The sequence below is a fragment of the Flavobacterium sp. KACC 22763 genome, assembly GCF_028736155.1.
In the GTDB taxonomy this organism is placed as follows: Bacteria; Bacteroidota; Bacteroidia; order Flavobacteriales; family Flavobacteriaceae; genus Flavobacterium.
This window is the reverse complement of the sequence record NZ_CP117879.1, coordinates 2,107,894-2,125,783: the sequence shown is the minus strand read 5'-3', so window position 1 is coordinate 2,125,783 and position 17,890 is coordinate 2,107,894. Positions and strand designations below refer to the sequence as shown.

Annotated in this window: 10 protein-coding genes; 9 read left to right on the top strand and 1 reads right to left on the bottom strand. The window is 34.7% G+C overall.

Annotation, left to right across the window (positions count from 1 at the left end; genetic code table 11):
- The first annotated feature begins 66 nt into the window (after window positions 1-66).
- The 7 genes from PQ463_RS08755 (at window position 67) to PQ463_RS08725 (ending at window position 15,459) form a co-directional block, all read left to right on the top strand.
- Window positions 67-2,814 carry a glycoside hydrolase family 78 protein gene (locus tag PQ463_RS08755; protein ID WP_274257317.1) on the top strand — a complete coding sequence of 916 codons (2,748 nt, stop codon included), beginning with the start codon at window positions 67-69 and terminating at the stop codon, window positions 2,812-2,814.
- A 44-nt stretch (window positions 2,815-2,858) separates the two neighbouring features.
- A complete protein-coding gene (locus PQ463_RS08750) occupies window positions 2,859-3,689 on the top strand; it encodes a BRO family protein (protein WP_274257316.1) in 831 nt (276 codons plus the stop codon).
- Between the two features lie 258 nt (window positions 3,690-3,947).
- Window positions 3,948-5,093, top strand: coding sequence for a sialidase family protein (locus PQ463_RS08745; RefSeq protein WP_274257314.1), 1,146 nt, complete (start codon window positions 3,948-3,950; stop codon window positions 5,091-5,093).
- 157 nt (window positions 5,094-5,250) lie between these two features.
- Complete coding sequence (locus tag PQ463_RS08740; protein WP_274257312.1) at window positions 5,251-6,135, top strand: sugar phosphate isomerase/epimerase family protein; 885 nt, start codon at window positions 5,251-5,253, stop codon at window positions 6,133-6,135.
- Between the two features lie 152 nt (window positions 6,136-6,287).
- Window positions 6,288-9,017: an alpha-d-galacturonidase gene (locus tag PQ463_RS08735; protein WP_274257311.1), complete on the top strand. Its 2,730-nt coding sequence runs from the start codon at window positions 6,288-6,290 to the stop codon at window positions 9,015-9,017.
- Between the two features lie 328 nt (window positions 9,018-9,345).
- Complete coding sequence (locus tag PQ463_RS08730; protein WP_274257310.1) at window positions 9,346-12,873, top strand: malectin domain-containing carbohydrate-binding protein; 3,528 nt, start codon at window positions 9,346-9,348, stop codon at window positions 12,871-12,873.
- Between the two features lie 168 nt (window positions 12,874-13,041).
- Window positions 13,042-15,459 (top strand): glycoside hydrolase family 2 TIM barrel-domain containing protein, encoded by a 2,418-nt coding sequence (locus PQ463_RS08725; RefSeq protein ID WP_274257309.1) that lies wholly within the window; start codon window positions 13,042-13,044, stop codon window positions 15,457-15,459.
- A gap of 109 nt (window positions 15,460-15,568) precedes the next feature.
- Here the strand turns inward: PQ463_RS08725 and PQ463_RS08720 are convergent, their stop codons facing one another.
- The gene (locus PQ463_RS08720) at window positions 15,569-16,183 is read right to left on the bottom strand and encodes a hypothetical protein (protein ID WP_274257307.1); all 615 of its coding nucleotides are present in this window, start codon (window positions 16,181-16,183) and stop codon (window positions 15,569-15,571) included.
- A gap of 183 nt (window positions 16,184-16,366) precedes the next feature.
- Here PQ463_RS08720 and PQ463_RS08715 point away from each other — a divergent pair, with 183 nt between their 5' ends.
- Window positions 16,367-16,924: a YdeI/OmpD-associated family protein gene (locus tag PQ463_RS08715; protein ID WP_274257305.1), complete on the top strand. Its 558-nt coding sequence runs from the start codon at window positions 16,367-16,369 to the stop codon at window positions 16,922-16,924.
- 49 nt (window positions 16,925-16,973) lie between these two features.
- The gene (locus PQ463_RS08710) at window positions 16,974-17,630 is read left to right on the top strand and encodes a Pr6Pr family membrane protein (protein ID WP_274257303.1); all 657 of its coding nucleotides are present in this window, start codon (window positions 16,974-16,976) and stop codon (window positions 17,628-17,630) included.
- Window positions 17,631-17,890: the final 260 nt, after the last annotated feature.

Here is a 17,890-nt window from a genome sequence, read left to right as displayed (position 1 = left end):
AATCTGTTCAATCTGCAAAATCTGCGAGAAACAAAAAAATAAAGCCAAAAGCTTAAAAATAAAATAATGAAAAAGTTTTTTTTACATCTTACCTTAATCATTTCACTTTTCACAATTTCGGCGAAAGCCCAAACCAAAATCATTGTGAGTGATTTAAAATGCGAAATGTTGGCCAATCCTGAAGGAATTGATGTTTTACAGCCAAGATTGAGCTGGAAAATAAAAGCAGAAATAAATGATGTAAAACAAACTCATTATCAAATTTTAGCTTCTTCATCTTTAGAAAAATTAAATGCAGGAAACGCAGATTTATGGGACAGTGGAAAGGTACAAAGCGAGGAATCTGTAAATGTAATTTATAATGGAAAAAAAACAAAAGACCGACAAGATGTTTATTGGAAAGTAACGGTTTTTACCAATAAAGGAGAAGTTCAATCAAAAGAAACAGCACATTTCAGTATCGGAATTTTGACTTATGCAGATTGGAAATCGACGCGTTGGATTGGTTATGAAAAAACTTCTCCAGGAGATAGTATTTCGCAGTATTCTAGATTATCAGCGAGATATTTAAGAAAAGAAATTGACTTGAAAAAGAAAGTCAAAAGTGCCAAAGTTTATATCATGGGAATGGGCTTGTACGAGCTATACATTAACGGAAATAAAATTGGAGATCAGGTTTTAGCACCAGTTCCTACAGATTATACGAAGAATGTAAAATACAATGTTTTTGATGTGACTTCGCAATTGCAGGAAGGTAAAAATGCGTTGGGAACGATTTTAGGAAACGGACGTTTTTTTACGATGCGTCAAGATTACAAACCTTATAAAATCAAGACTTTTGGGTATCCGAAAATGGCTTTGCAGTTGTTTGTAGAATATACGGACGGAAGCAAAGATGTGATTAGAACCGACGATACTTGGAAAATCACAACTGACGGACCGATTTTATCCAACAACGAATACGACGGAGAGGAATATGATGCCCGTAAAGAAATGAAAGGCTGGAATACCATTAATTTTAATGATAAAAAATGGCTTTCTGTAGAATATGTTCAGGAACCGGGCGGATTCTACGAAGGACAGATGTCGGCGAATATGAAGGTAAAACGTGAAGTAAAACCTATTTCGATCAAACAGACACCAAAAGGAACTTATATCTTAGATATGGGGCAAAATATGGTGGGTTGGTTACAATTGAAAGTGAAAGGAAATGCGGGTGACAAAATCACAATGAAATTTGCTGAATCTTTACAGTCTGATGGTTCGTTATACATTGCCAATTTACGTGATGCCAAAACAACTGATATTTATACTTTAAAAGGTGAAGGAGAAGAAGTTTGGGAACCTCGTTTTATTTTTCACGGATTTCGATTTGTGGAAATTTCAGGTTTCAAAACAAAACCTACTTTAGAAAATTTCGTTGGAAAAGTCGTTTATGATGACATTGCCACAACAGGAACTTTTGATTCTTCTAATCCGATTATGAATCAGATTTTTAAGAACGCTTGGTGGGGAATCAGCGGGAATTATAAAGGAATGCCAATCGATTGTCCGCAGAGAAATGAACGTCAGCCTTGGTTGGGAGACAGAACAACGGGAGCTTACGGAGAAAGTTTCTTATTTGATAATCAGACTTTGTATGCAAAATGGTTGGATGATATTAAAAACTCACAAACTATTGATGGCGGACTTCCTGATGTTGCACCAGCTTTCTGGCGTTATTATGGCGACAACGTAACTTGGCCGGGAACGTATATTACAGTTGCTGATATGCTGTATCAACAATTTGGCGATAAGAAAGTTGTTGAAAAACAATATCCGTCTATGAAAAAATGGATGGATTACATGGAAGAAAACTATTTGGTTGATGATATTATGACCAAAGACAAATACGGCGATTGGTGCGTTCCGCCAGAATCTTTAGAATTAATTCGTTCCAAAGATCCTTCTCGTTTAACTGATGGCGAATTGATTTCGAGTGCGTTTTATTATCAGCTTTTAAACATCATGAAAAAGTTTGCTGTGATTGCTAATGCTGAAAATGATATTAAACATTATGACGAATTAGCTTCAAGAATCAAAAAGGCATTTAATGCTAAATATTTCAATGTATCAAAAAATAATTACGCCAATAATACCGTAACAGCCAATTTACTGCCTTTGACTTTCGGAATGGTTCCAGAAGAATTGCAGCAAAAAGTTTTCGAAAATCTGGTACACGAAGTTGAAGTGACTAAAAACGGTCATGTCAGCACTGGGGTTATTGGAACACAGTTTTTAATGCGAACATTAACCAATTTTGGTCGTGGCGATTTGGCTTTCAAACTGGCCTCAAACAAAACCTATCCAAGCTGGGGTTATATGGTCGAAAATGGCGCCACAACCATTTGGGAACTTTGGAACGGAAACACTGCCGATCCAGCAATGAATTCGCAAAACCACGTCATGCTTTTAGGTGATTTACTGATTTGGTATTACGAAAATATGGCAGGAATCAAAAGCAATCCTGAAACTCCGGGCTTCAAACAAATTATCATGAAACCTGACTTCAATGCAGGATTAACTTATGTAAATGCTTCATACGAATCGATTTACGGAACAATTAAAAGTGACTGGAAAAAAGATAAAAAAGGTTTGGTTTGGAATATTACTATTCCTGCAAATGCTTCAGCTTTAGTGTATTTACCAACAACGAATGTTTCAGCAATAACAGTGAATAAGCAAAAGTTGACTCAGTTTTCTACTTCTATTAAAAAGGATAATAATACTATTGTAACATTACCATCGGGTTCCTATGTTTTGAGTGTGAAATAAAGAAGTTTTTTCGTACTATTGTGAAGTATTGTAAAAAGTGATTTATGGATGCCATTAAAGTTTTTGAAGATAAAAAAGTACGAAGTCATTACGATACCGATAATGAAATTTGGTATTTTTCTATAGTGGATATTGTTGAGGCATTAACAGATTCTAAAAACCCTACAGATTATTTAAAAAAAATCAGAAAGAGAGATGTTGAACTTGGAAGTTACATAGGGACAAATTGTCCCCAGGTAATAATGCTGACTAATGGGAAAAAGCGTAAAACATTGGCAGGCAACGTTGAGAATATTTTTAGAATAGTACAATCCATTCCATCTCCTAAAGCTGAACCTTTTAAACAATGGCTAGCAAAAGTTGGTTATGAACGTATTCAGGAAATTCAAGATCCAGTGCAAAGCATTGACCGGGCAAGAGAAAACTGGAAACAACATGGAAGAAGCGAAAAGTGGATTCAGCAACGCATGATGGGACAGGAAACCCGAAATAAACTAACTGATTATTGGAAAGAAGCGGGTATTGAAGAGAAAAATGAATTTGCAATTCTAACTAATATTATTCATCAGGAATGGACTGGTCTTTCAGTGAAAGAACATAAAGAAGCAAAAGGCTTAAAGTCGCAAAATCTTAGAGACCACATGAGCGAGGCTGAACTTATTTTTACTGCACTGGCTGAACTTTCAACAAGACAAATAGCCGAAAATGATGAAGCAAAAGGATTAATCGAAAATGCAGTGGCAAGCAAAAAGGGTGGAGCAGTGGCAAAAAATGCACGAGTTGAACTGGAACAGCAAACAGGTAAAAATGTAGTGACAAATGAGAATTTTTTGCCTCCTGCAGATGAAAAAAAGACTTTACCTAGGAAGAAATAATTTTTTTTTCTCAAAAAATGAACTCTTAGAAATATTACTTTGCTACAATAAAAAAATAAATGTGATTTCGGATATAACGTTTTCGTCAGGAAATTTTGCAATTAGCGTTAAATAATCTACATTTTTAATAATTCGGGACAGTACAGGATACATTGTTAATTTTTTGGTGTTATTTTTACACTTATTAAATATTTTTACCTAAAAAAATGTTAGGTATGTATTTATAGTCAAAAAAAATAATTCATAATTTAATTAAGAATGAAGTTAGCAAAATTAGCATTTGTCTTGTTTGGACTTTTCCTTTTAGGAAGTTGTAAATCGGCTTTAGAGAAAAAGACTTGGAAAGAAGGAATTTTAGTAGATGAATTTATTTATGATAAAGCGCCTTATCCGTCTTGCCACGCCGTTACAATTGTTGAAGCTACAAATGGTGATTTAGTTGCCTCTTGGTTTGGAGGAACTCATGAAAGACACCCTGATGTTTGCATTTATGTGGCCATTAAACCAAAAGGAAGTGATAAATGGGGAGAAGGTGTAAAAGTTGCCGACGGTGTGATGAAAGAAGGGCCAAGATTACCAACTTGGAACCCGGTTTTGTATCAAATTCCAGGAGGCGATTTAATGTTATTCTACAAAATCGGACCAAAACCATCTGAATGGTGGGGCGTAATTAGAACTTCGTCTGACGGAGGAAAAACGTGGTCTGAGGCTCAAAAAATGCCAGACGGTTTCTTAGGGCCAATCAAAAATAAACCAGTTTTATTAAGCAACGGAACATTATTATGTCCGTCAAGTATTGAAGGCGACGGCTGGAGACTTCGTATGGAATCTACTCCAGATTTCGGAAAAACGTGGGTAATGGGTGATACGCTTCCAAGAGGAAAGCAAAAAATCAATGCGATTCAGCCAAGTATTTTATTTCATAAAGACGGAAGTATTCAAGCTATTGGAAGAACTCGAAATAGAGCTATTTTTAGCACATTCTCAAAAGACAACGGAAAAACTTGGTCGGATGTTGAGTTAATCGGACTTCCAAATAACAATTCAGGAACTGATGCTGTAACGCTTAAAGACGGCAGACATTTGTTAGTATACAATCACGTTCTTCCTCCAGGAAAAGAAGCAAAAGGGCCAAGAACGCCGTTGAACGTTTCGGTTTCTAAAGACGGAATCCATTGGAATGCGGCTTTAGTTTTAGAAGATTCGAAAATTAGCCAATACTCTTATCCTTCAATTATTCAAAGTTCAGACGGAATGGTGCATATCGTGTACACTTGGAGAAGAGAAAAACTGAAATATGTAAAAGTTGACCCAAGTAAATTAGTGGCGCTTCCAATCAAAAACGGAATCTGGCCAGGCGAAGAAGGAAAAGTAGTTACAGCAGTAAAAGCCGAAGAAGAGTAAAATAAATTGAACCATTAAGAGATTAAGAAAGTTAAGTTGCTATATCTATTTATTCTTTAAAAAGAACATTAAGCTTAATTTTTTTCATCTTCTAATGATAATAATAAAAAGTATTAAGCTTAATTTCCTTAATGGCTTAATGGTAAAACCAATTAACATGAAGCTAAATAAAAATTTAATTGTTGCACTACTTGTTGTTCTATCAACAACATTCAATAGCTGTGCAACGGCTCAGTCTTCCAATAAAAAGCAAAAATATAAAGTTGCAGTTTGCGACTGGATGATTTTAAAAAGACAAAAATTAGGTGCTTTTGGTTTAGCAGCTGAAATAAAAGCGGACGGAATCGAACTCGATATGGGAGGTTTAGGAAATAGACCAACATTTGACAGCAAATTAGGCGACCCAGTTGAAAGACAAAAATTCTTAGATAAATCCAAAGAAACTGGAGTAGGAATCAGCTCGATTGCGATGTCTGGATTTTATGCGCAGTCTTTTGCCACAAGAGAAATCACACCAATGATTAAGGATTGCATTGAGGCTATGAAAAACATGAAAGTAAAAGTGGCGTATCTTCCATTAGGAACACAAACCGATTTAGTTAAAAATCCAGAATTGCGTCCAGAAGTGATTAAAAGACTGCAATGGGCAGGAAAAGAAGTCGGTAAAATTGGTGGAGTAATCGCAATTGAAACCTCTTTAGACGCGACAGAAGAGAAAAAACTTTTAGATGAAGTCGGTTCAAAATACATTAAAAGCTCTTTCAATTTTGCGAATGCTTTAGATAATAAAAGAGATATTTCATCAGAATTGAAAATATTAGGAAAGAAATATGTAGCGCAGATTCACGCTTCAAATACCGATCAGTTTTGGTTAGAAAATGACAGAGCTATTGATATGCCAAAAATCAAAGCAACATTAGATGAAATGAAATGGAGCGGATGGCTGATTGTAGAACGTTCTCGCGACGTAACGCAAGTACATAATGTAAAAGCCAATTATGGAGCAAACGTAGCTTATTTGAAGAAGATTTTCCAGAATTAAACAATAAACAGTGATGAATATGTAATCGTTAAACAACACAATTTTTCACTGTAAATCTGCCGAATCTGCTAGATCTGCGAGAGATATTTTTCACGCAGATCGGGCAGATTTAGCAGATTATTTTTAGAATGAATACCCAAAAACAGCATACTATGAAATATTTACAATTACTTTTTTTATGTCTTTACGTCTCTTTCGCGACAGCGCAGAACATCACAGTTGTGAGTGATCCGAGTTCGCCGAGAGCAAAATTTGGAGCAGAGAAATTATCAGAAACCCTTTCAGCAAAAGGATTCAGCGTAACATCTTCTGATAAATTCAAAAAATCAAAAGATAAAGTAATTGTAATTGGAGAAAAAGGAACTGATTTCTGGAAGAAAAATGCTAAAAGCGCTAAAATCGACGATAGCAAATTAACAAAGAAAGAAGGTTTTCAGATTCGTACTCAGAATAACGTAATTTATATTGAAGGAACAGATGCAAGCGGAGCTTTGTATGGCGCTTTAGAATTAACAGATAAAATTAAAGCTTCAGGAAAACTTCCTTCAGAAATCAATATTGACGATAGTCCAGAAATGGTTTTGAGAGGCGCCTGCATCGGAATGCAGAAACCCGTTTATCTTCCAGGTCGTGATGTTTACGAATATCCGTATACACCAGAAACTTTTCCTTGGTTTTATGATAAAGCTTTATGGGTAAAGTATTTGGATATGCTAGTAGAAAACCGCATGAACTCTTTGTACTTATGGAACGGACATCCGTTTGCTTCTTTGGTGAAATTAAAAGAATATCCGTTTGCTGTAGAAGTAAGTGATGAAGATTTCAAAAAAAATGAAGAAATCTATAAATTCTTAACCGTTGAAGCTAATAAACGAGGAATTTGGGTAATTCAGATGTTTTATAATATTATTGTTTCTAAGCCTTTTGCAGAGCATTACAACATTAAAACACAAGATCGTTCAAGACCAATCACGCCATTATTGTCTGATTATACTAGAAAATCTATTGCAGCTTTTATCGAAAAATATCCAAATGTTGGATTAATGGTTTGCCTTGGAGAAGCAATAAATACGGTTGATGATGATGTAGAATGGTTTACCAAAACTATTATTCCGGGTGTTCGTGATGGTTTACAGGCATTAGGAAAAACAGAAGAACCGCCAATTATTTTGCGTTCTCACGATACAGACGGACCTTTGGTTATGGAAAAATCACTTCCGTTATACAAAAACCTTTACACAGAAAGTAAATATACAGGAGAATCTTTAACGACTTACACGCCGGGCGGACCTTGGGGAGAAACGCACAAACAGTTAAGCGCTTTAAAATCAATTCATATTGAGAACGTTCATATTTTGGCTAATTTAGAACCTTTTAGATACGGTTCGCCAGATTTTATCCAGAAAACGGTAAAAGCGATGCATAGCGTTCACGGTGCAAATGCACTGCATTTATATCCGCAAGCTTCGTATTGGGATTGGCCATATTCAGCAGATAAAACGAAATCAGGAGAACGTTTATTAGAAATGGATCGTGATTGGATTTGGTATAAAGCTTGGGCAAGATATGCTTGGGACAGCAAAAGAGATCGAAACGAAGAAGTTAAATTTTGGGATAATGATTTAGCTGCGAAATTTGGAACTTCTCAGGAAGCAGCAAATAACATTTTAAAAGCTTACGAAGAAACAGGCGAAATTGCTCCAAAAACATTAAGACGTTTCGGAATTACAGAAGGTAACCGTCAAACTTTATTGTTAGGAATGTTCGAAAGTCAGTTGGTCAATCCGTCAAAATGGAGAGTTTATCCAGGATTCCACGAATCATGCGGACCAGCGGGTGAATTGCTTTTAGAATATGCTAAAAAAGAATGGAACAAAGAATCACATTCAGGTGAACTTCCAACTCAGATTATTGCTGAAATTACAGAACACGGAAGATTAGCTGTTGAAGCAATCGACAAAGCAGAAGTAAGTGTAACCAAAGATAAAGAAGAATTTGAACGTCTTAAAAATGATATTCATGCTTATAAGGCTTTCGCCGATTTCTTTTCAGAAAAAGTAAAAGCAGCTTTATTGGTTTTAAGATACAGTTATTCAAATGATATTACCGATTTAGACAAAGCAATGCCTCATTTGGAGAAAAGTATTGAGTACTATGAGTTATTGGTAAACTTGACAAAAGATACGTATTACTATGCGAATAGTATGCAAACTGCACAACGCCGAATCCCAATTGGAGGAGACGACGGAAACAACAAAACTTGGGCAGAATTGTTGCCACATTACGAGCGCGAATTGGCTAACTTTAAAAGAAATCTAGAGAAGTTAAAATCTTCAAAAGATGGTAAAATAGAAACTAAAGAAGGAAAACCTTGGAAGCCAGTAGAAGTAACTTTTATAGATGAAAAACCGGGAACTTATTTAGTAAAAACTGGAACAAAAGTGTACGGAACAGATATTTCTGAATTAACTAAAATTGCTCCTGAACTTCAAAACCTAAGAGGATTCTCATTTGTAGAAAACGATCAAAACGAAAAAGGAACACATTTGAAGTTTAGAAATACAAAAGCGGTTAAATTAGTGGTGGGTTATTTCAATTCAGATCAAAAGAGATTTTTATTGCCGCCAAGTTTGGAGACAGATGCAGCAGGTAATGCGCACGGTCAAGCCGAAGTGATTTTGGCAAGTGCAATGAATTTAAAAGATTTACCTCGTGTAAACATTCATACGTATACGTTCCAGCCGGGCGAGAATAAATTAGATTTAGGAAAAGGGAAAGTATTGATTTTAGGTTTCATTGACGCAGATCAAACCATAACACCACGTGATGTTGGGTATATAGATGCAGGAGAAAAAGCAGCTATTGACTGGTTGTTTTATTAATAATTTGGGCGTGTCCCTCCGGGTCGGGCTTTCGGCTATATCTTTTATTCCGCTCCGCTTCATAAAAGGATACCGCCTCAATCCCTCACGCAAACTCGTTGTTAATTTAGGACCTAACATGTTTTTAAAATCTGTTAGTTTTAATTGAAAATATAAACACAATCTTGTCATCCCGAGGAACGAGGGATCTTCGCAAGAAACTCTACAAAGATTGGCGACATTTCTATACGGAGTTACTTGTGAAGATTTCTCCTTACGTCGAAATGACAAAAAGTGAGTTAAATAAAAACTTAAACAACCTTATAATCACTTATATGGTTTTGAAAATATGAATAGAATAGTTTTTTTTATTTTTTGTTTTTTTTCAAGTCTTTGCTTTGTTTGGAGTCAGAGCAAAGATTCGGGGAAGTTTCGTAAAGAAATTTCACTGAATTCGTCTTGGGAAACCGTAATACTGGATAATCTTCCGCTGAAAGAAGAAGATTTTGTAGAAAATCCAAAAACTGATTCCAATTGGCAAAAGGTTAGTGTGCCTCACAATTGGGATCAGTATTATGGTTTCAGAAGAACAAAACATGGAAATTTACATGGTACCGCTTGGTACAAAAAAACACTAAAACTCGATAAGAAAGACAGTTCAAAACAGCATTTTCTTTATTTTGAAGGCGTAAGTTCTTATGCAACAGTTTGGGTAAATGGTAAAAAAGTGGGCGAACACAAAGGCGGAAGAACTACTTTCACCTTAGACATTTCCAAAGCGGTTTCTTTCGATAAAGAAAATATCATTGTAGTTAAAGCAGCGCATCCCTCTTTTATTGCCGATCTGCCTTGGGTTTGCGGAGGTTGTTCAGGAGAATGGGGATTTTCTGAAGGTTCTCAGCCAATGGGGATTTTCAGGCCAGTTTCTTTGGTTGTTACAAATGATGTGAGAATTCAGCCGTTTGGCGTTCATATCTGGAATGACAAATCGGTTTCCAAACAAAAAGCAATTCTTCATACCACTACAGAAATCAAGAATTACAGCGCTTCACAACGAAACTTTACTATTGAAAATATCCTTCTTGATGCTACGGGGAAGAAAGTTGTTATTATAAAAAGTGACAACAAAATCAATTCGGGAGAAACAAAGGAAATAGCACTGACACTTCCTGAGATTCAGAATCCGAAATTATGGTCGCCATCTAATCCATATTTGTATAAATTGGTGACTTCTGTTTATGAAAACGGAAAAATAATCGATCAGTTAACAACTTCGTACGGAATTCGTTGGGTAAGCTGGCCAGTTAGTCGTGACGGAAAAGACAATCGTTTTTTCATCAATGATGAACCTATTTTTGTAAACGGTGTTTGCGAATACGAACATTTGATTGGAAAAAGTCATTCGTTTTCAGATGAAATGATTCATTCCCGAATCGAACAAATCAAAGCAGGCGGATTTAATGCTTTTAGAGAAGCGCATCAGCCTCATAATTTATTATATCAAAAAGAATTAGACGAAAACGGAATCCTGTTTTGGAGCCAGTTTTCAGCACATATTTGGTACGATACGCCAGAATTTAAAGAAAACTTCAAAACCCTTTTACGAGAATGGATTAAAGAACGCAGAAACAGTCCATCTGTAGTAATGTGGGGATTGCAGAATGAAAGCACTATTCCGAAGGAATTTGCAGAAGAATGTACCCAGATTATCCGCGAAATGGATCCGTTATCAGCATCGCAAAGAATCGTAACAACTTGTAACGGTGGAGAAGGAACAGATTGGAATGTCGTTCAAAACTGGTCGGGAACGTATGGCGGAGATCCGTTAAAGTATCATTTGGAAATGACTACTCAGTTATTAAACGGAGAATACGGCGCATGGCGTTCTGCCGATTTACATACCGAAGGCGAGTTTGACCAAAAAGGAACTTTAAGCGAAAACCGTTTTTCTCAATTGATGGAAATTAAAGTTAGAGAAGCCGAATCGGTAAAAGATAAAATTGCGGGACAATTCAACTGGCTTTTTGCTTCGCACGAAAATCCGGGACGAGTGCAAAACGGTGAAGGTTTTAGAGATATTGACAAAGTTGGTCCGGTAAATTACAAAGGACTTTTCACGATCTGGGGCGAACCTTTAGATGCATTTTATATGTATCGCGCCAATTATGTTTCGAACAAAACCAATCCGATGGTGTATATCGTTTCTCACACTTGGCCAAGTCGTTGGGAAAAGCCGGGAATCAAAAACGGAATCGATATTTATTCGAATTGTGACGAAGTAGAATTATTTAATGATGTCAATAAAGCTTCACTTGGAAAACTAAAAAATCCAGGAATCGGACAGCATTTTCAGTTCAATAATGTCAATATTCAGTACAATGTTTTATATGCTGTTGGGTATGTAAACAAAAAAGCGGTTGCTAAAGATTATATCGTTTTAAATAACTTTCCAAAAGCACCAAGTTTTGATGCTTTAACGTCTGAGAAAACAGATATAACAAAAGCCCAAAAAGGGTATAATTACATTTATAGAGTAAATTGCGGAGGTTCTGAATTAACAGATTCTGCTGGAAATACTTGGTTAACGGATACTCATAAGAACGGACAAAATACTTGGGGCTCTTTATCTTGGACAGATAATTTTGAAAAACTTCCAGACTTTTTTGCCAGTCAAAGAACAACTTTCGACCCGATAAACGGAACAAAAGACCCAGAATTATTCCAGAGCTTTAGATACGGAGTAGATAAACTGCGTTACGAATTTCCAGTTCCAGATGGCGAATATTTAGTTGAATTATATTTCACAGAACCGTGGTACGGAACTGGAGGCGGAATGGATTGCAAAGGCTGGCGATTGTTTGATGTTGCCATCAACGATAATGTTGTTTTAAAAGATTTCGATATTTTGGCAGAAGCTGGACATGATAACGCTTTGAAGAAAACATTTAAAGTAAAAAGTACAAACGGAAAAATTGTGATTTCATTTCCAAATGTTAAAGCTTCACAGGCGTTAATTTCGGCGATTGCAATTGCTACGAAAGATATTCATGCAAGACCAGCAGGCGAATCTCCAAGAAACATTCAGAATCTGGTTTTAGATTCTTATGATAAAACTAACAGAGTAGCTTCATGGCTGGATATTAATTCAAAACAATATTCAGATTCTGATGTTGTTTTTACCGAATTGCCTTCAGAGGTTTTTGGTGCTGATTATTTACAGTTTTCATCTAATTCTAAAAATAAAGGATCGTTTACAGCTAAAGAAGATTCAGAATTATATCTTTTTATAGATAATAAAAATTTGAATTTAGAGCGATTTTCTGAATATAAAAAGTTAGAAGAAAAAGCTAAAAATAGCAGTCAAATCGAATATGTAGTTTTTACTAAAAAAGTAAAGAAAGGCGAGAAGGTTCTTTTTGATAATTCAGAAAATATAAACACAATTGCGGTCGTTCCAACTTACGATATGGGCGAAAAAGACGATTCGAGACCAGTTGTAATTATTGAAGCCGAAAAGGCAAAAATAACGGGAACTGGAATAGAAAAAGGAAATTTCAAAAAAGCCGATTATATTGAGTTCACAAAAAAGACAAACAATAGCATCGAGTTTGAAGTTAAACCAGGAGTTGCCGGAATTTATTTAATGCGTTTTCGTTTTATGAATAGAAATGAAATTCCGATGAAAGTGAAATTCAAAATGGAAGATGCGTACGGAATTTTAATGCGAAATGATACGATTGAGTTTTTCCCTTCACCAGAAAAATGGAAAATTTTGAATACGACTTCTGGCGGTTATATTAATGCAGGAACGTATAAAATTACGCTTGAAGGAGATGATTTGAAGGGATTAATGTTGGATAATTTCGAATTTCAATAAGTTTTTTGAGGTTCAAAGAGGCAGAGTGACAAAGGAACAGTGGTTTAATTAGGATCGCATTGTAGAGACGCACCGCAGTGCGTCTACGCTCCAATTGTCCATACTGTGTGTTAGACGCACTGCAGTGCGTCTCTACAGAAAAATACAATTAGAATAAAAAACATATTTATGATTAAACATAAAAACATATTTCAAAAAATTACAATTGCCTTATTATTTTCGGTATCAGTTTTTGCACAAAAACAAGCCAGAATTGTAGAAGATTTCAATAAAAACTGGAACTTCAAATTAGGAGATTATCCAGAGGCAATAAATGCCAATTTCAATGTATCAGATTGGAGAGCGCTTCAATTACCGCACGATTGGAGTATTGAAGGCGCTTTTGATAAAGATGCCAAAACCAAACAAGCACAAGGATTTTTACCGGCTGGAAAAGGCTGGTATCGTAAAGTTTTTACTATTCCTGCAAATTGGAAAAACAAAACAGTTTCGATTGAATTTGATGGTGTTTTTAAGAACAGTGAAGTTTTCATTAATGGAAAATCATTAGGAATTCGTCCAAATGGCTATATTTCTTTTGGATATAACTTGACGCAATATTTAAACTTTGGAAAATCAAATACGATTGCCGTAAAAGTTGATAACGATGCACAACCGAATTCAAGATGGTATACAGGTTCAGGGATTTATAGAAATGTACGTTTAGTTGCAACTAATAAAATTCATGTAGCAAAATGGGGAACTTATGTAACTACAAGAATTATTTCTAAAGAAAAAGCTGTTGTTGATATTGATATTGACGTAAAGAATGATTTGACTAAGAATAAACTTTTTAAGTTAGTCTCGACAGTTTTAGATAAAAACAATATTGAAGTAGCAAAAGGAATTTCTGATGGAAATATTCCTGCAAATTCAATATTACAAGTTAGACAGAATATCAATATGGAAAACCCAATTCTTTGGGATACAGAAAATCCATATTTATATAAAATAAGCACTAAAGTTTATGATGGCTCAACTTTAATTGATACCTATGAAACACCGCTTGGTTTTAGATACTTCAATTTTGATTCAGAAAAAGGATTTTCATTAAATGGTGTTCCAACTAAAATATACGGAGTTTGTCTGCATCACGATAATGGCGCTTTGGGTGCGGTTGAAAATATTCATGCGGTTAGAAGAAAACTGACTTTGATGAAAGAAATGGGAGCAAACGCGATCAGAATGTCTCATAACCCGCATTCGTTGGAAATGATGCAATTGTGCGACGAAATGGGATTCATTGTTCAGGACGAAGCTTTTGACGTTTGGAAAAAGAAAAAAGTAACCAACGATTACCATAAAGATTGGGATGCTTGGCACAAACAGGATTTAGAAGATTTTATCAAAAGAGATCGCAATCATCCATCGGTTATGATGTGGAGTATCGGGAACGAAATCAGAGAACAGTTTGATTCAACTGGAATCGCGATTACCAGAGAATTAGCTAAAATTGTAAGATCACTAGACACAACTCGTCCAGTAACTTCGGCTTTGACCGAAAATGTAATTGAGAAAAACTTTATTTATCAGTCTGGAGCTTTAGATCTTTTGGGATTCAATTACAAACACGAAGATTATAAAGATTTTCCAACGAAATTTAAAGGACAGAAAATATTAGCTTCAGAAAGTGTTTCGGCTTTAGAAACACGTGGCCATTATGATTTTCCTGACGGAATTAAAGCTTGGCCAACAAAACACGGTGCTCCGTTTGATGGAAATGCAGATTGGACGGTTTCGGCTTATGATCAGGTAAAATCGTATTGGGGCACAACGCACGAAGAAAACTGGAAAACTATCAAAAGGCAGGATTTCATGGCAGGAACTTTTATTTGGACAGGTTTTGATTATATTGGAGAACCTGATCCGTATCCGTATCCTGCAAGAAGTTCGTATTTCGGAATCGTTGATCTAGCTGGACTTCCAAAAGATGTTTATTATATGTACCAAAGCGAATGGTCTAACAAAACTGTTCTGCATATTTTACCGCATTGGAACTGGAAAAAAGACCAAGAAGTCGAAGTTTGGGCCTATTATAATAATGCTGATGAAGTAGAATTATTTTTAAACGGAAAGTCGTTAGGAAAAAAATCAAAACAAAATGATGATTTGCATATTTCATGGCGCGTAAAATTTGAACCTGGAACTTTAAAAGCCGTTTCAAGAAAGAACGGAAAAGTGGTTTTAGAGAAAGAAATCCGCACAGCAGGAGAAGCTTCTAAAATTGATTTAAAAGCTGAAAAAACTACAATCAAAAATGACACTTACGATTTGGTTTATGTAACCGTTTCAATGGTTGATAAAGATGGAAACTTATTACCAACTGCAATGGATTTAGTCAATTTTGAAGTAACAGGCGGAGGAAAATTAGTTGGGGTTGATAATGGTTATCAGGCTAATTTAGATTCTTTTAAAGCCAATTCTTGTAAATTGTTTAATGGAAAATGCGTTGTAATTATTCAGTCGAATGGGAAGAAAGAAAAGATTCAGTTGAAAGCGACGGCTTCTGGTTTACAAGCTTCAACAATCAAAGTTGAAGTGAATTAATCTCGCAAAGTCGCGGAGACGCAAAGTTTTTGAACCATATAAGTAATATAAGTTCAATTAAGTCAAAAACTTAAAATTGCTTATATAACTTATATGGTTTATTTTGGGGTTAACTAATCCAAGTACGCCATTTTTCAATTATTTGCCATTTACCATTTATTTTTTGCAGATAGATCGCTTTGCCACTTCCGCAAAGATGACCACAAAAATAATCTAGTTGAATGTATGCTCTTTGTCTATTGGAAGAAAAAACGGGAATAGTCATTTCATAAAACCTAACATTTTCACCATTTTTATGTTTCTTCTCAACTTCTTCAATTGTGCTTGCATTTAATTTGTTAAGAAGATTATGTTCGATTTTTAGACTTTCTAGGTTTGAATTTTGTTTTAGTAAGTAAATAGAATTATTAGAAGAAAAGAAGTTCGCATTTTTTATTTTCCTGTTTAATAATGAGTTAATATAAATGTCTCTTGGAGGTGGAGGAAAACTTATTCCGTCTTTTCTTTTTTCTGGAACAATTATATGCAGTTTTCTAAGTTCGTTACGAATGATTCTTGAATCTTTATTTTTAGAAAAAACATCCAAGCTATCTTGAATTAAAACAGTTTCTATAACATTAGTGATATCATTAATTTCAGAGCTATTTAATTCAGTTTGTTCTTTTTTATTTTGACAATTGCATAATGCGAAGAGGCTAAAAATGCAAAGTATTATTTTTTTCATTTATATTTTAGTTAGAAATACTATTTTTCAAAAATATAGTTTTTTTAAACCATATAAGTTATATAAGTTCAATTAAGTCAAAACTTAAAATTGCTTATATAACTTATATGGTTTAGTTTTTTTTAATAAACTTTGCGCCTCTGCGACTTTGCGAGATTCTTTATACATTTATGAAAAAAACAAATGACACCAACTTTCTTCGCAGATCAATTAGACTTTAGAAAATGGCTCGAGAAAAATCATCAGAAAGAAAAAGAACTTTTAGTTGGTTTTTATAAAGTTACGAGTAAAAAAACTTCTATGAGTTGGTCAGAATCGGTTGATCAGGCGCTTTGTTTTGGTTGGATTGATGGTGTTAGAAAATCTATTGATACGGAAAGTTATACGATTCGTTTTACTCCAAGAAAGTCTTCTAGCATTTGGAGTACGATTAATATTCAAAAGATAGAAGATTTGACAAAAGTGGGTTTGATGACAGAGGCTGGTTTGAAAGCGTTTAGTTTTAGAACCGAAAATAAGTCTAAGATTTATTCGCACGAAAAAGAACCAGTTCCGCTTTTGGAATCCTACGAAAAAGAGTTTAAAAGCAACAAAACCGCGTGGGAGTTTTTTGAGAAGCAAGCACCTTCATACAAGAAAGTTATGATTCATTGGATTATGAGCGCCAAACAGGAAAAAACACAACTTTCAAGGCTTGAAAAAACTATTGCTGAGAGCGAAAAACAGAAAAGAGTCTTGTAGCTATTTTGAATAAAATGTTTTACTTTAGTAATCTGACTTTAAGTGAAATATGGAAAAAGAAAATACCACAACAATTAAAGGGGAGATTTTGCTGGGTATTATTTTTGCCCTAGAATTATATGGCTTGCCTGTACAGTTTTATTTGCTGTTAAAAAATCCTGAATTTACTTTTTTCAGCGCAGCAGTTCGTTTTTTTAGTTTCTTTACTATCACAACAAATACAATCGTTTTTCTTTGCAGTGCTTTGTTGCTATTTGGCGGTAAAAGTAAGGCAAATGCTTTTTTCAAAAAATGTACTACAATCACTGCAATTACAGTTTACATTTTGATTGTCGGAATTGTTTTTAATTTGCTCCTTCGTCCAATTTTAGATTTGCAAGGACACCATCGCATTGTAAGCGAAATTTTCCATACTGTTGTTCCTGTTTTATTTTTCTTTTTCTGGCTGTTTTTTGTAAGCCCAGATAGAATCTCTTTTAAAACCATTTGGTTTTGGTTGGTTTACCCGATTATTTATATGATTTATACCATAATTCATGGTTTTATTTCGAGTTTTTATCCCTATCCTTTTATAGATGTTACAAAACTCGGGTTGCAAACAGCGCTTATAAACGGAGTATTTGTTTTAATCTCTTTTGTGGTTTTGTCTGTGATTTTGATTTCGATTTCAAAAATTAGAACTAAGAAGATTAGCTTGGAAGACTAAAATAAAATATTCAATCTTCTAGTCAGGAATTGACAAAAAAAGGAACTTTCTTCTTTCCTTCTTTATCCTGAAATTTTTCTACAAACTTCCGATGGCATTAATTTAATAGATCAAAAATATATTGATTTTTGTGTCTAAACTTTACTTTTATGTTGTAATTGATTGTTTTTTAGGTTGTTAAAGGTTGAAATTTATTACCTGAATGTTCCGTAATTACTGGTTTAACTAATTTATTAGTATAAATATTAATTAATTAGTTT

Coding starts and splice junctions, on each gene's coding strand:
- PQ463_RS08755 (WP_274257317.1), top strand. CDS start 67: ATGAAAAAGTTTTTTTTACATCTTACCTTAATCATTTCACTTTTCACA.
- PQ463_RS08750 (WP_274257316.1), top strand. CDS start 2,859: ATGGATGCCATTAAAGTTTTTGAAGATAAAAAAGTACGAAGTCATTAC.
- PQ463_RS08745 (WP_274257314.1), top strand. CDS start 3,948: ATGAAGTTAGCAAAATTAGCATTTGTCTTGTTTGGACTTTTCCTTTTA.
- PQ463_RS08740 (WP_274257312.1), top strand. CDS start 5,251: ATGAAGCTAAATAAAAATTTAATTGTTGCACTACTTGTTGTTCTATCA.
- PQ463_RS08735 (WP_274257311.1), top strand. CDS start 6,288: ATGAAATATTTACAATTACTTTTTTTATGTCTTTACGTCTCTTTCGCG.
- PQ463_RS08730 (WP_274257310.1), top strand. CDS start 9,346: ATGAATAGAATAGTTTTTTTTATTTTTTGTTTTTTTTCAAGTCTTTGC.
- PQ463_RS08725 (WP_274257309.1), top strand. CDS start 13,042: ATGATTAAACATAAAAACATATTTCAAAAAATTACAATTGCCTTATTA.
- PQ463_RS08720 (WP_274257307.1), bottom strand. CDS start 16,183: ATGAAAAAAATAATACTTTGCATTTTTAGCCTCTTCGCATTATGCAAT.
- PQ463_RS08715 (WP_274257305.1), top strand. CDS start 16,367: ATGACACCAACTTTCTTCGCAGATCAATTAGACTTTAGAAAATGGCTC.
- PQ463_RS08710 (WP_274257303.1), top strand. CDS start 16,974: ATGGAAAAAGAAAATACCACAACAATTAAAGGGGAGATTTTGCTGGGT.